The organism is Psychrobacter sp. HII-4 (assembly GCF_904846595.1).
GTDB lineage: Bacteria > Pseudomonadota > Gammaproteobacteria > Pseudomonadales > Moraxellaceae > Psychrobacter > Psychrobacter celer.
The window spans coordinates 18,984-33,584 of record NZ_CAJHBJ010000001.1; the positions used below are offsets into that span (position 1 = coordinate 18,984).

Consider the following 14,601-nt stretch of genomic DNA (forward strand, 5'->3'; position numbering starts at 1 on the left):
GGTTTTTGGGTATAATGCGCCCACGACCTTCAGAGTTATCACAACCAACTCGCTTTTTGACCCACCTTCATTCCTTATAAATTTTGTGAGATGACCATGAGTAACAAGCCTTCTTTAAGCTACAAAGATGCTGGCGTTGATATTGATGCTGGCGATGCGTTGGTTCAACGTATTAAATCAGTGGCAAAAGCCACCTCTCGCCCTGAGGTTGTGGGCGGACTTGGCGGCTTTGGAGCGCTTTGTCGTATTCCGACTGGTTACACCTCGCCTCTACTGGTATCAGGGACGGACGGTGTCGGCACCAAGCTTAAATTGGCATTGCAGCTACAACGTCACGACACCATCGGTATCGATTTGGTCGCTATGTGTGTCAATGACTTGTTGGTTTGCGGTGCAGAGCCATTATTTTTCTTAGATTACTACGCAACAGGCAAGCTGGACGTCGATGTCGCAGCGACTGTGGTCACTGGTATTGGCGATGGTTGTAAACTTGCAAACTGTGCACTTATCGGTGGTGAAACTGCTGAAATGCCAGGTATGTATCAAGACGACGATTATGACCTAGCGGGATTCTGCGTGGGCGTGGTCGAAGAAAGCGAAGTCATCACAGGCAAAAACGTCAGCGAAGGCGATGTATTGATTGCCCTTGCCTCTAGCGGCGCACACTCAAATGGCTACTCATTGGTGCGTAAGGTCATCGACGTAAGCGGCGTGGATGTCACCACCAGCGACGAGATGCTTGACGGTCAGCCTATTCAGGATGCCTTGATGGCACCGACTCGTATCTATGTCAAAGCCATCAAAGCGCTGCAAGATACCCTTGGTAGCTCAGCGCTTCATGCCATGTCACACATCACAGGTGGCGGTCTCACTGATAACTTGCCACGAGTGCTCCCTGATGACCTAGCGGCTAGTATCGATACCAGCAGCTGGCAGTTCTCAGAGTTATTCACTTGGTTACAGACCCAAGGCAATATTGAGCAAAGTGAGATGTACCGCACCTTTAACTGCGGCGTTGGTTTTGTCATCGTGGTGCCTAAAGACAAAGCTGAAGCAACGATCAAAACATTGACTGACGCTGGTGAAAACGCTTGGCAACTCGGCGAAATGGTCAAACGTGAAGCCGATGCCGTGGTGTACCGTTAATGTCATTTGATAAGACAAACCAACCTGTCAAACCATTACGCATTGCCGTTTTGGTATCCGGAAGTGGCAGTAACCTACAAGTCCTCATAGACGCCATGCAGGCAGGCGAGCTACCGATAGAGATAGTTGGCGTTATCAGCAATCGCGACGATGCTTATGCGTTAACACGTGCGACCGATGCAGCCATTCCGGTTGCTGTCTTGTCGCACGTTGCTAGTGGCAAGCGCATGGGCATCAAGACTTTTGAGGCGCATGCCAGCACACAATTGAGCGCTTGGCAGCCAGACTTGATTGTACTGGCAGGCTTTATGCGGGTATTGAGTGCAGACTTTATTGATAACGTGCCTGCACCGATGATTAACCTGCACCCATCGCTACTTCCCGCTTATAAGGGGCTAGACACGCATACCCGTGTACTCTGCTCAGGTGAACGTGAGCACGGCTGTAGTATCCATGTGGTCACCGCCGAGCTGGATGCAGGACAAGTGTTAAGCCAAGCGGTCTTGCCTATTCGTCATACCGATACGCCTGATAGTTTGCAAAAGCGCGTACAAGTGCTGGAGCATCAACTATTGCCGTGGACGATATTACAAATCGCTATTGGCGGCGTGTCATTAACGCCAAGTGAGCAAGCCTCTAGTATCTTGCCTGCCCTGCCCTTACGTCTATTGATTGACGCTTAGTTGTTTTAAAATATTATTTTCACCCACACAAAAAACCCAGCTATTAAGTAGCTGGGTTTTTCTTTTTAGTCTTTAACAGTTTTACGTGTTATTCACTGTTATTTTCCAAACACGTGTACTGCTTTAATGTTTACAAACTCTTTAATACCAAAGCCGCCGTGCTCGCGACCATAGCCTGAGTTCTTCACACCACCAAATGGCAGTGCAGGATTGGCAAGACCGTAACCATTGATATAGACCATACCAGTATCGAATTGTTCACTGGCTAAGCGAATGGCTTTTTCTTCATTTTTTGAGAAGATAGCGCCGCCTAGACCATAACGGCTGTCGTTGGCAATGCGCATGGCATCGTCTTGGTCTTTGGCACGAATAAGCGAGGCTACAGGACCAAATAATTCGTCGTCGTAGGCAGGTTGACCTTTCTCGACATTTTCTAAAATGGTCGCTGGATAATAGCTGCTTTTACCTTCTGGTAGTTGACCACCAACGGCAACGGTCGCGCCTTTTTTCACACTTTCTTCTACTTGCTCATGCAGTTTTTCTTGCAAGTCTTTACGCGCCAATGGACCGATGTCTGAGCTGTCATCCATTGGGTCGCCAGATTTTGTACCTTCAAACTTCTCTACGATACGCTTGCGGAATTCGTCATACACGCTATCGACCACGATAAAGCGTTTCGCTGCTACGCAAGTTTCACCGTTATTGACTAAACGGGCTTGGGTACAGGTCTCTACAGCGGTTTCTATATCAGCGTCTTCTAGTACGATAAAGGCGTCATTTGAACCGAGCTCTAGTACTGATTTTTTGATTGCTTTGGCCGCTTGTTGACCAACGATACGACCAGCAGCATCACTACCTGTGAGCGTTACGCCACGTACTTTGTCATTTTCAATCAATTTTTCTGATTGGTCATGGTCAATCAAAATCGTACGGAACAAATCATTTGGCAGTTCAGACTCGTGGAAGATTTTTTCGATCAATAAGCCAGAACCTGTGACGTTTGCTGCATGTTTAAGCAGAACGCTGTTACCTGCCATCAAGTTAGCAATGGCATAACGGAATACTTGATACGCTGGGAAGTTCCATGGCTGCATACCATAGATGACGCCGATTGGTTGATAAGTCACGATACCTTTTTTCATGCTTTCGATATCTCGCTCATCATCTGCAAGCGCAGCGACACCATTTTCAGCAGTGTAATCACAAATTGCTTTACAGAGATCTACTTCTTGCTGACTTTGACCATAGAGCTTACCGCGCTCTTCGGTCATAAGGCGAGACAGCTCTTCTTTATACTCCATCAGCTTGTCACCGATAGATTGAATGATACGGCCACGCTCTTCATGGCTCACGGTACGCCATTCTAAAAATGCATTGTGTGACGCATCAACGATTTTGTTAACTTCGTCGTTGGTCATATAGTCATAATTTTTAATGTCTTCGCCCGTGGCTGGGTTCACAGTAGTAATATCTGCCATGTGGATGTCCTTGTTATTTGGTTTTATGTATTTAGCATTATTGTCACTTTTAATTTAATTGTTTGGTACTTTTGATTGTTTAGTGCTTCATCGATAGTACGATTCGTTTTATCAGTAGGTCGTTTTCTATCTGTGGTTATAATAACAAGGTATTTGGCGAGGAGTTTTACAATATATTGTGAAGTGTGTTGAACGTGTTAATAATATGACTGTCTTATTAAGAATGGCTAAATAAAAAAAGACAATTCGTAGATACACTAAATAAAAAAACCAGCCGAGTGGCTGGTTCATGGCATATAAATTCATAAGGACGACACAATTAAGCTGCCTGTTATGTGTTTTTTTAAATCCCGAAAAATGCTATTAAAACAAATGGTTAATAACAGGAATCTCTTGTGGCGGGTTTTCTTCTTCAGCGACCACCTGACGCGCCACGTGCATGATCAGCTGACGCAGCCAGCGATGGGCTGGATGATGCTGAAGTAATGGCGACCAAGCCATCGTCAGCTCAAATTCAGGAATAAAAAATGGCGGCTCTTCCATGATGATACTGTCGTTGTTGGCCTGCATACGAGCCACGCGTGTCGGCAAAGTGGCAATCAAGTCTTTATTTGCTGCGAGCATGGCTGGCATCTGATAATGGCGAGTAAAAACGCTGATTTGCCGTTTTTGACCCAAGCGCTGCAATGCTTGATCGATAGAGCCAAGTCCGCCAGACTTTTCAGGATTGACCCCAAACCCGACCCCCATACCTGTTTTGGATACCCAAACGTGCTGAGCTTTTAGGTAGTTTTTTAGATTAAAGCGGTTGGCATAAGGGCTTTCAGAGGACAGCAGACAACTAAATGTATCACGCCAGACCAGCACTTGGTGAAAGCTCTGCGGTATCTCATTAAAGCGGTTGATCGCCAAATCCACACGGCCCTGCTCCATATCACGGTAGGAGACATCAGAGGGCGTCAAAAAGTCCAAAATCACATTGGGCGCTTCAGAGCGCAGCGCTTTGACCAGTTTTGGCACCAGCGTCGCCTCGGCGTAGTCTGAGGTCATGATGCGAAACACGCGTGAGGTGCTGTAAGGACGGAATTCTGTGCGTGGTTCCAGCACTTGCGTCAAGTCAGCCAATATCTCACGAATACGTGGCTGCAGCTCCAATGCACGCTCCGTTGGCGTCATACCCTCAGACGAGCGCACCAATAATGGGTCATTAAACAGCTTGCGCAACCGCCGCAAAATATTGCTCATGGCAGGTTGGGTAATGCCAAGCTGCTCGGCTGCTCGCGTGACGTTTTTTTCTCGTAACAACACATCTAAATGTACCAATAAATTTAAATCTACCCGCTGCAAATTCATATATATTTCTCTTGGCTTTTGAATAAAGGCCTTTTATAAGCTCGGCATTTTTTGTGCAATTATGCTGACCATCAGCCTGTAACTGCATAATATCGCTATTTATTTTATATTTTGCGTTAGCGCCCACTGATGATAACGCGATTTACCAGTCGTAAGCCTCTGTTATCTATGCATTATAACCGATAAAAATACTAAAGATAACTATCATAAATTAGATAAATCTTGGTAAGGCAGTTATAGTGAATCCCGTAGATGATTTGCAACACGGACCACAACCATCCTGTTTGTGTGCTATTGATGCCGGTCTATCAGACTCTGATGAGCCGGTCGTACAAGCCGCCAACCGTGTTGACAAAAGATACATTTATGAAAGTTATCGCTGCGACAACGTTATAAAAATCCCAATCGCAGGCCAGTTATCCAGAGGATATCGGTCATGGATTGCGACCAAACCCAGCGAGTACGGCATTGAATATTGTAACATCTCTTATCACCAATGATGACACTGCTGTTTAATAATTTAGCGTAAGCCCCTGAGCGATATATGGATACGCCCCATTGTTATCGATATTTTACCCATCATCTGTCGCCGACCAAGTTTAGTAGCTTACTTGTATTTGCGAGCAAGTTTGTTTAGGGTAACTAAGACTTGAACAGATGCTCGAACGGATGACTGATGATGGTCTCTGCTCTGATAAGCCGCCGATAACACTCAAATAAAGCATCACGATGCGCTTATCTGGTCAGATACCATTAGCGTTATTTTAACATGGAATTTTTCGTTTTTTTTACACCCCACCAAGGAGACTATAGATGTCAACTGCATATAAATCAGCGATCGACTTAGTACGTGAATTAAAGCAAAAGCACGGTAACTGGCAGAATATCAGCGAGACTGATGCGGCACGTATGATGATGCAAAACCGTTTTAAAACCGGTTTGGATATCGCCAAATATACTGCAAAAATCATGCGTCAAGACATGGAAGACTATGACAACGATACGTCTCAATACACACAGTCTTTAGGTGCTTGGCACGGTTTTGTCGCTCAGCAAACCATGTATGCAAAGAAAAAATACTTTGGCACCACATCTAAAACCTACATCTATCTATCAGGCTGGATGGTAGCTGCCCTACGCTCTGAGTTTGGTCCACTACCTGACCAATCTATGCACGAAAAAACCTCTGTGCCAAAGCTAATCGAAGAGATCTACACGTTCTTGCGTCAAGCCGATGCTAAAGTACTAAACGACTACTTCCGTGAGCTAAACGCAGCTGAAGAAGCAGGTCAAGATACCTCAGCTATCTTAGAGAAAATCGAAAACTTCGACTCACATGTTGTGCCAATCATCGCCGATATCGATGCCGGTTTCGGTAACGAAGAAGCGACTTACTTGCTAACCAAGCAAATGATCGAAGCCGGTGCTTGTGCCATTCAGATCGAAAACCAAGTATCTGATGCCAAGCAATGTGGTCACCAAGCAGGTAAAGTCACTGTACCGCACGAAGACTACATCGCCAAAATCAATGCCATTCGTTACGCATTCTTAGAGCTTGGTGTCGAAGACGGTGTTATCGTTGCTCGTACTGACTCTGAAGGCGCATCGTTGACGCAAAAAATCCCAGTATCACAGGAGCCAGGCGACCTTGCTTCTAAATACATCGACTTCCTAGAAATGGAAGAAATAAGCATTGAAGACGCAAATGAGAACGATAGCCTACTTAAGCATAACGGCAAACTAGTACGTCCAGTACGTCTGGCTAACGGCCTATACCAGTTCCGTGAAGACACTAACATCGATCGCGTCGTACTTGACTGTGTGACTGCGCTTGAAAACGGTGCTGACCTACTATGGATCGAAACACCAACGCCAGATGTTGCCCACATCAAATCAATGGTAGATCGCATTAAAGAGCAGCAGCCAAAAGCCAAGCTCGTATACAACAACAGCCCATCATTCAACTGGACGCTAAACTTCCGTAAGCAAATAATCGCTCAGTGGGAAGAAGAAGGCAAAGACGTATCAAGCTATGACAAAGATAACTTGATGAGTAGCGATTACGACGGCACTGAGCTTGACGCTGCCGCTGACGTTGCTGCACAAAACTTCCAGCGTGATGCGTCACGTGAAGCAGGTGTCTTCCATCACTTGATCACCCTGCCAACTTACCACACCACAGCGCTTAGCGTACATGAGCTTGCTAAAGGCTACTTTGGTGAAGAAGGCATGCTTGCTTATGCAGCTGGCGTACAGCGCAAAGAAATCCGCGAAGGTATCTCTTGTGTTAAGCACCAAGCCATGGCGGGCTCTGACTTAGGTGATGATCACAAAGAAATCTTCTCAGGTGACAACGCGCTAAAAGCTGGCGGCGAAAAGAACACCATGAACCAGTTCTAATCATCGACTACTTTTAAGTATAGCTGATACAAAAAGCCGTCCTACATACTGTAGGGCGGCTTTTTATGGTCCTATCATCACGCATAGAATGGTAGACTAATAATCATTCGTCGTCATTATTAGGAGTCATTATGCAAGAGATCGAACTCAAGTTTTTGGTCCCAGAGTCGCGGCTGAAAGGCTTGATGCGTCAAGCAAAAGTCAAATCCTCTCAAACCACACAAATGGCTGCCCACTACTATGACACCCCTGATCAGCAGTTGGCGCAAGCAGGAATTGGCCTACGCATTCGTAAAGAAGGCGATACATGGGTGCAAACCATCAAAGCTGGCGGCGATGGTCTGGCAGCTCGCCTAGAGCACAACGCCACCTTAGACCCTGAGCATGTAAAAGCCATGCTCGCTAACAATGCGCTTATGCCTGATTTGAGTATATATAAAGACACCGCCATCGCCCCTGCTCTTGCCGCCTTTAAGCTCAAAAAACTCATCAAACACCTCACTCAGCTGTATGTCACTGATGTCGAGCGCACCACCCGCCTGTTGGTAGAAGACAATGATGAAGGCGCAGACAATCAGCTGGAGATGGCCTATGACTATGGAGAGATTGTCCACGGTAATGATGATGCGCTGCGTGATCGCATTCAAGAAATTGAGCTTGAGCTGGTGTCAGGCGATATTGATTTTTTATTTACGACAGCCAAAGTCTGGTGTAAGCGTTATAAGCTGTGCTTATCTACCATCACCAAAGCCGAGCGCGGTGGTCTATTGATTACAAGACAAGCGCATAACCCCGCTGTCACTGCTACCACTCAGCTTCCTCATATCGACAATCATACCAGTATGCCTGCGTTTGTACGGGCGGCGGTGCATCATTGCCTACTACATATGCTGCCTAATAGCAGCGCCATCGTCTCTGGGCGCTATGATGACGCACATGTCTTGCAGCTAGCGATCGGTATCACTCGTCTGCACGCTGCTCTGCAAGCGTTTGCCAGCTTCTCTGATGAAATCAACCCTGATTGGTCACCCATACTGCAGCAAACTCAAGCGCTACTCAGTGACTATCAGCACCTTACTCATCTGGCCTCTACTGTAGAGCCACATTTACAGCAATATGGCGCGCCTGCTGTAGAATGGACGGCTGATATTGACGCTATGAAGGTACGGCCCATGAACGCTGTCTGTGCCAATGACTTTCAATTAACCTTACTGGAGCTGATTGCTTTTGCAATGAGTGATCCAGCACTTGAGACGCACGCAGACAAGAGCGCAAAAGAGGCGCTAACAGCCGTGCTCCTCAAGCAGCAAAAAGCATTTGTGCAAGCCGAGGAGCGGCTACAACATAAAAGATACCCATGCTTAGATGGCGCTGAGTCAGAAGAGAGCGACACCGACGATGCCAAGAAAAACGGCAGCGCCCAAGAGATGAAAGGCGCCCAAGACATGCAAGAGGGTCAGCAAGCCCTACTAGCTTTAAACCAGCAGGTAACGAGCTTATATTATGTCCATGAATTTGCCGCGCCGTTGCTCAAGACAGGCCACAAAAAAAAGAAAGTAAAAAAGAAGCTCAAGCGTCAGCGTAAGCACTTGCTCAAAGCAAAACAGGCACTGAGCCACTATGACGACGCCATGCGTTATGGCCAGCACTATCAGCAAAAATCAGCGACAGAGACGCGTGCGCTATTTGGTGCAGGCTGGTTTGCTGCTACCCTAAAGACCCAACATAAAGCTCTTCGAAAACGTTTGGCCAAAGTCAAAAAATCGCTGATATCAATCTAAACCATTATGCTACATACAAAAAAAACAGCTCATGGTCGATGAGCTGTCTTTTTATCATTGATGTTGGTAACACAAGGCTACGTTATCATCAGGCAGGCCTAGGGCGTATGAAAGTACTGGCTCTCTTATAGGCCCAGTACTTTCATGCGCTCATTGACCGGCTCATAGGTTTTTTCGCCAGCAGGGGCTTTGATATTACCAAATGGCATCTGCGCTATCAGCTCCCAACTGTCCGGAATAGCAAACGCTGCCGCGGCATCTTCATCTACTAGTGGGTTATAATGCTGTAGGTTGGCACCGATATCCAGCGTACGCAGCTCTGTCCACATGGCATACTGGTGCATGGCTGAGGCGTGCTCTGCCCAAATAGGGAAACGCTCAGCATATAAAGCAAACTGCTCTTGTAATGATTTGATCACGTTTCGGTCTTCATAAAACAAGACAGTACCCGCCGCCGCTCGAAAGGCGTCCAGCTTTTGCTGACTGCCTGAAAAGTCACCGTCGCCGACCGCTGCCCGCAGTTTTTCTTCAGCGATGTCCCACAGCTTTTGGTGATCGTCACCAAACAACACCACCAGACGCGAAGACTGCGAGTTAAAGGCTGAAGGCGTATGCAAAAGCACTCGCTCTGCCATGTTAATAATCGCTTGCGGCGCGACTGGTAATTCATTGCCTAATGCATATACCGAACGGCGCTCATCAAAAGCTTGTTGTAACGTGACTAGACTTTCTTGAGACATGATCATTATCCTTATCATAAAAGACATCATAAGTGAGCGATATCTGGCACGACACGCTCACTTTTAATAAAGTAAATATTATATCAATATGCTAAATAATATCTAGCCTCTATAAAGTTAGTTTTATCAATCACTCTATAAAGTTATTCTGCTTGATGTTGCAATGTATCTGACACGCTTGATTGATCAAAGCCATTATCTGCCCATCTACGCTGCCACGATAGACACAGGCGTACCTTCCTTGACTTGCGCAAATAACGCTACGATGTCGTCATTACGCATACGCACGCAGCCATGCGAGCGCGCAACGCCCATCGGCTCGGTGTCAGGGGTGCCATGAATATAGATATAGCGCTGATAGGTATCACAGCCACCTTGGGCATTACAGCCTTTATTGTACCCTTCCTCGAGACCACTTAACCATAGAATGCGGCTTAGTATCCAGTCGCGCTCAGGATATTGCTTTCCGAGCGCATCATCATAGATCTCCCCAGTTGGCATCCGTCCGACAAACACAGCATTGATCGGCGCATTGCCACCTATTTTTTGAGCAATGACATGCTCGCCAAGCGGCGTACAACCGCTATCTTGCTGGCTGCCGATACCGTTTTTGGCGGTAGATACGGCGTATTGCGCTATTTTTTTATCATATTGGTAGAGTATTAAGGCTTGCTGAGCAATATTAATCACCAAATGCATATCAAGGTTTTCATGATTTTTCATAGGATATATCCAGCGGTCAGTTATCTAATTGACATCTTTGCCAACCGCGTTGTAAGTCAATGGATTGAATTTTTCTATTGTCAAGGGATTGTGCCGAGACATTTGGCACCGTAATATAGGGGCACACTTTTTGATGCTAGCAGATTATGACGACTATTTCACCGACACGTGTGTCGATGTATGATTTTTTATATCATGATACCCAGCCGATGGTGTCACTTTTGGCAGATGCCGCCCAGCTTTCACTACCGCAGGCGCGTTTAGCGATGGATGCCAGCCTACAAGCTATTGTCAGTGCGCTCCTCGCCTATCAGCAGCGCTATCAAGGACAGGCGGTCAGCAAAAAGCTATTTGGGCGCGGTGCGGTCAAAGAGCTACGCCAATACAACTCGATGAACTTTGCGACGTTAGGGGCGACGCTGTACCATCGCCACGACGCTGCCGATGCGATATTTAGCGATAGTGCCCGAGTCATCAAAGCCAGTGAGCGCATTGCTTCTCAGATAAAAGCCACCTCGCCACAAGTACAAATTTTGCTCACGTCTTTGTGCGTGATTGCACTACGTGAGCTGGCTATCTTAGCAGATTATAGTCAGCTAGATAATGATGAGATCGATAAGTGGTTTGCGCTGCAGCCGCAGTTTTTGGCAGCGGAGCGTTTTGCGCAGGCTCATACGTCTAAAACAGTCGCCGCACAAACGCCGAGCCAACATGACAGTATAGACACGCCGTCTGCTGCGACAGAAACATCACCTGTAAACGCTGCCGAGCACCGTCTATTGAGTAGCGCGCCGCTATCTAGCGTGCCCCCGATTTTTGACCCTTATTGGTATGAGCTGACTGGGTTTAGACCTGACAATCAAAGCCCTGTACAAGATATGCAGCTGGCCACTGGCAACTACCTTAAGGCCATCGGCCGCTCACCTGACAATGTCCAGCAAGGTCATCACAATGACATGCTGGTCTTTGCCCAAATGCCTGCCGTCGCGCTACCACATCAGCGCTGGCTATTACAGCTGGCAAAGATATCTGATATCTATTTGAGCCGCAATCGCCTACGCATAACTTCCGAGCCTGCCAATCCACCAAAGCCGCCTTTGGTCAGTTTAGGGTTAATCGGCGGTAATAACGACAACACTCCGGCCACCATCAGCGAAAAACCAATTGAATATGACGCGGCCACGCCACTTTGGAAAAACCCCGTTATCCTTTTGATCGTCACTGTGATCGGTGTTCTTGGTACTCTTGCGATGCTCAAATATCAAAACCAAAAGTCAGACGGTATGGTGCTGGCAACCGAGGAAGTCATAGAGCAAGACCGCCTAAAAGAGCGTCAGCAGCAAGATGTCGCCATCGTTCGAGTAGACGATGACGAGACTGCACCCGCAAATGCTCAACAAACCAAATAGACAATATTTTTTATGACCACCCCCATAACATCTTCATAATACTGTCATAAAAAAAACAGAGGCCGCTATCGATAGCGGCCTCTGTTTTATATTTTATATAATGACGTGCTTTTTGATGATCAAGTTATCAAAAGCAGCGTAAGCGCTTATTTTGATAAATCACGACCGCGGCTGGCTTCGATGGCCAAACGCAAGCCGTTTAGACGGATAAAACCTTCTGCGTCTTTTTGATCATATGCGCCCGCATCATCTTCAAACGTGGCAATTTTTTCATCAAACAGTGAGTCGTCTGACTTACGACCAACCACGCTCACCGCGCCTTTATACAGCTTCACACGTACCGTACCATTGACATACTCTTGTGATTTGTCAATCAATGCCTGTAGCATCATGCGCTCAGGGCTAAACCAGTAGCCGTTGTAGATGATTTTTGCATAGCGCGGCATCAGCTCATCTTTTAGATGCGCTGCTTCACGATCTAGGGTCAGCGACTCGATACCGCGATGCGCTTTTAGCATGATGGTACCTGCTGGCGTCTCGTAGCAGCCGCGCGACTTCATACCGACATAGCGGTTTTCGACGATATCCAAACGACCGATACCGTGCTTGCCGCCTAGCTCATTTAGCTTAATCATTACCTCATATGGCTTGAGGCGCTCACCATCAATCGCAACGATATCGCCTTTTTCATACTCTAGCTCTAGATACTGCGCCTCGTCTGGGGCGTCTTCTGGGCTGACCGACCAGCGCCACATATCTTCTTCTGCTTCAGCGTATGGATCTTCTAAAATACCGCCTTCATAAGAGATATGCAGTAGGTTGGCATCCATTGAGTAAGGCGATTTTTTCTTATTGCCAGCATAGTCAATGGCAATATTATGCTCTTTGGCGTATTGCATCAAGCTCTCACGACTTGACAAGTCCCACTCACGCCACGGCGCAATGGTCACAACATCAGGTGACAACGCGACCGCACCAAGCTCAAAACGTACCTGATCGTTCCCTTTACCTGTCGCACCGTGACTGATGGCATCGGCGTTGTGCTCTTTGGCAATCTCAACCAAACGCTTGGCGATGAGCGGACGGGCAATAGACGTACCGAGTAAGTACTCGCCTTCATAGATGGCATTGGCACGAAACATCGGGAAGACATAGTCACGCGCAAACTCTTCGCGCAAATCTTCGATATAGATATTTTTGATACCCATGGCTTGGGCTTTGGCACGGGCCGGCTCAACTTCTTCGCCTTGACCGATATCAGCGGTAAAAGTAATCACCTCAGCATCATAGGTTTCTTGCAGCCATTTAGCGATGATGGAGGTATCAAGACCACCTGAATAAGCCAATACGATTTTATTAATATTTTTTGGATCAAGTTGAGCCATGAATAACTCCTATTATAAAGTTTTGATGATGAGAATTGAGTGGGGATAAAAGCGCTAATCGTAGACAAAAAAATAAACCACCTGCTCAGTGTACATCATATTTACTATGGGCAAAAGTACCACTGCCCCGTGCGGCGCGCTTTTGCGTTAAATCTCAAATAAATATATTTTGGCGGCAGTTATTTGGCATGCCAGCTAGGTCGTTGCCCGCCTGCCTCTCATAGCGACTATATCTGGTCACATATTTAGTCAAGTAGGCAAATCTGTTATGATAGTCGGGCAGTATCACTCCCTTTTATTTCCCGTATATGACGATATAGAGCGCGACGACCTTATGACTGATTCGATTAGAGAGTTGACCATTCTTCAGCCAGACGATTGGCACATTCATTTGCGCGACGGCAAGGCACTGGGCACGACCGTGCCACATGCTGCAGGTAGCTTTAACCGTGTCATTTGTATGCCAAACCTTGTCCCCCCTGTCAAAACTGTCGATGATGCCCGCGCGTATCGTGAGCGTATCATGACGCACTTGCAAAACAGCGACATAAGCGCTGAGCGCATTGCAGCGTTTGACCCCCGCATGACGTTATACCTCACAGACAACACCACGCCACAAGACATCGAGATGGCCGCAAAATCCGGTATCGTCCAAGCGGTCAAACTTTATCCGGCAGGGGCCACGACCAACTCGGCTGATGGTGTCACTGACATCAGTGCATGCGTCGATGTGTTTGAAGCGTTAGAAAAATACGACTTACCTTTATTGTTACATGGTGAGGTGACGCAAGATCATGTGGATATTTTTGACCGTGAAAAGCGGTTTTTAGACGAGGTATTGGCACAAATCATCGTCAAATTTCCCACTCTAAAAATCGTCGTCGAGCACATTACCACCAGTGACGCTGCTGATTTTGTCTTGGCACAAGGCAATCATATTGCCGCGACCATTACCCCGCAGCATCTGATGTTTAACCGCAATCATTTGCTGGTCGGTGGTATCAAGCCGCACTTTTACTGCTTACCTATTTTAAAGCGTGAAAGCCATCAAAAAGTCCTGTTAGACGTGGCAACAAGTGGCAACCCAAAGTTCTTTTTGGGCACTGACTCCGCCCCGCACGCAACCGACAAAAAAGAAGCCACGTGCGGCTGTGCCGGCTGCTATAGCGCCTCTATCGCGTTGCCGTTATATGCCACTGCCTTTGACAGTGTCGGCAAGATAGACAAACTAGAAGGCTTCGCCAGTCGTTTTGGCGCACAGTTCTATGGTCTGCCTGTCAACCAAAGCACCATCACCCTTATAAACACTCCAATGCAAGTGCCAAACGCTTATCCGTATTTTGACGGCACTTCATTGACACCGCTGCTGGCGGGCGAGACACTCCCTTGGTCGATTAAAGACTAATTCGACTAAAGACTAAGTTGATTAAAAACTAAGCCAACTCAAGAATAAGTGGCAGCGGATGCTAAAACCCGCGCTTTTATTTGCTATCCGACGATATC

General features: G+C 47.0%; 11 protein-coding genes. 6 read left to right on the forward strand and 5 right to left on the reverse strand.

Translation table 11 applies throughout. The features are described from left to right. Positions 1 to 96: 96 nt before the first annotated feature. Entirely contained in the window at positions 97 to 1,146 is a 1,050-nt protein-coding gene (gene purM / locus JMX98_RS00090) for a phosphoribosylformylglycinamidine cyclo-ligase (protein ID WP_201583436.1), read from the forward strand. After that, on the forward strand, positions 1,146 to 1,829 hold the full coding sequence (gene purN, locus JMX98_RS00095) for a phosphoribosylglycinamide formyltransferase (protein ID WP_201583437.1): 684 nt from the start codon (positions 1,146 to 1,148) through the stop codon (positions 1,827 to 1,829). Before purM ends, purN begins: the two co-directional genes overlap by 1 nt. A 98-nt stretch (positions 1,830 to 1,927) precedes the next feature. Here the strand turns inward: purN and JMX98_RS00100 are convergent, their stop codons facing one another. Both JMX98_RS00100 and JMX98_RS00105 read right to left on the reverse strand, forming a co-directional pair. Beyond that, a complete protein-coding gene (locus JMX98_RS00100) occupies positions 1,928 to 3,307 on the reverse strand; it encodes an NAD-dependent succinate-semialdehyde dehydrogenase (RefSeq protein WP_201583438.1) in 1,380 nt (459 codons plus the stop codon). A 363-nt stretch (positions 3,308 to 3,670) separates the two neighbouring features. After that, positions 3,671 to 4,660: a LysR family transcriptional regulator gene (locus JMX98_RS00105; RefSeq protein WP_075106784.1), complete on the reverse strand. Its 990-nt coding sequence runs from the start codon at positions 4,658 to 4,660 to the stop codon at positions 3,671 to 3,673. A gap of 813 nt (positions 4,661 to 5,473) precedes the next feature. On the opposite strand from JMX98_RS00105, the gene JMX98_RS00110 reads away from it, so the two are divergent. Beyond that, positions 5,474 to 7,060: an isocitrate lyase gene (locus JMX98_RS00110; RefSeq protein WP_201583439.1), complete on the forward strand. Its 1,587-nt coding sequence runs from the start codon at positions 5,474 to 5,476 to the stop codon at positions 7,058 to 7,060. Positions 7,061 to 7,191: 131 nt separating this feature from the next. Next, the gene (locus JMX98_RS00115) at positions 7,192 to 8,841 is read left to right on the forward strand and encodes a CYTH and CHAD domain-containing protein (RefSeq protein ID WP_201583441.1); all 1,650 of its coding nucleotides are present in this window, start codon (positions 7,192 to 7,194) and stop codon (positions 8,839 to 8,841) included. 125 nt (positions 8,842 to 8,966) lie between these two features. Here the strand turns inward: JMX98_RS00115 and JMX98_RS00120 are convergent, their stop codons facing one another. Beyond that, the gene (locus tag JMX98_RS00120) at positions 8,967 to 9,581 is read right to left on the reverse strand and encodes a nitroreductase family protein (RefSeq protein WP_201583443.1); all 615 of its coding nucleotides are present in this window, start codon (positions 9,579 to 9,581) and stop codon (positions 8,967 to 8,969) included. 207 nt (positions 9,582 to 9,788) lie between these two features. Continuing rightward, entirely contained in the window at positions 9,789 to 10,304 is a 516-nt protein-coding gene (locus JMX98_RS00125; RefSeq protein WP_201583446.1) for a L,D-transpeptidase, read from the reverse strand. Between the two features lie 146 nt (positions 10,305 to 10,450). On the opposite strand from JMX98_RS00125, the gene JMX98_RS00130 reads away from it, so the two are divergent. Then, positions 10,451 to 11,713 carry a hypothetical protein gene (locus JMX98_RS00130; protein WP_201583449.1) on the forward strand — a complete coding sequence of 421 codons (1,263 nt, stop codon included), beginning with the start codon at positions 10,451 to 10,453 and terminating at the stop codon, positions 11,711 to 11,713. 146 nt (positions 11,714 to 11,859) lie between these two features. Here JMX98_RS00130 and JMX98_RS00135 read toward each other — a convergent pair whose 3' ends face one another. Then, on the reverse strand, positions 11,860 to 13,098 hold the full coding sequence (locus JMX98_RS00135) for an argininosuccinate synthase (RefSeq protein WP_201583452.1): 1,239 nt from the start codon (positions 13,096 to 13,098) through the stop codon (positions 11,860 to 11,862). 334 nt (positions 13,099 to 13,432) lie between these two features. Between JMX98_RS00135 and pyrC the strand changes: the two genes are divergently transcribed. Further along, positions 13,433 to 14,503 carry a dihydroorotase gene (gene pyrC, locus JMX98_RS00140; RefSeq protein ID WP_201583454.1) on the forward strand — a complete coding sequence of 357 codons (1,071 nt, stop codon included), beginning with the start codon at positions 13,433 to 13,435 and terminating at the stop codon, positions 14,501 to 14,503. The last annotated feature ends 98 nt before the right edge of the window (positions 14,504 to 14,601 follow it).